The sequence below is a fragment of the Vibrio olivae genome (assembly GCF_042428525.1).
Classification (GTDB): domain Bacteria; phylum Pseudomonadota; class Gammaproteobacteria; order Enterobacterales; family Vibrionaceae; genus Vibrio; species Vibrio olivae.
Genome location: NZ_JBHMEP010000112.1, coordinates 1 through 555, shown reverse-complemented (window position 1 = coordinate 555; position 555 = coordinate 1). Strand labels below are relative to the sequence as shown.

Annotated in this window: 1 protein-coding gene; it reads right to left on the bottom strand. The window is 47.6% G+C overall.

Annotation, left to right across the window (positions count from 1 at the left end; genetic code table 11):
* Nucleotides 1-153: 153 nt before the first annotated feature.
* Nucleotides 154-555, bottom strand: a 402-nt coding sequence (locus tag ACFFUV_RS23775) for a hypothetical protein (RefSeq protein WP_390198483.1), incomplete at its 5' end; no start/stop codon positions are given.

Here is a 555-nt window from a genome sequence, read left to right as displayed (position 1 = left end):
ATGGAATGATGAATTCATGGGAAAAAGGAATTTCCCGCATGGGAGCTTCCGGTTTTCCCCAAGAAAATAAACCCGGGAATTCATTTTTACTGGCGTTTGAAGAACCCGTCCTTCATATTTCAAGAATCTCTCTTTTATCTTATGAATCCTGACTCACCCTTTCCGTCCGTCACGTGGGAGGTGGACGGCGATCCCTGCAAAACGCAGGAAAAAGCCCTTTCCGCCATCAAAAACAACATGGAGGCTTTCATCATCTGCACCCGCGGAAATGATTTCCTCCAGGCCATCTGCGATGACCCGGAAAGCTACCATTGTGAAGTTTCGTTTGCCGCCGGAAAGAAGAGGGAGCTCTACGTGGCTCCCGATGACGTGAACTACTCCCAGCTCTGTGACCTTTTTTCCCGCTATGCCGCGGGGGAAGACTTTTCCCATCTTAAAAAGGAGTGGACACTGTATGAAAACAAAACCAATTTCTATACCTCCATCATCATCGGACTGTTGATTCTGGGAATCTCGGTTTTCTTTCTTTTCCGTTACCCCAACTTCTAGCCGAAG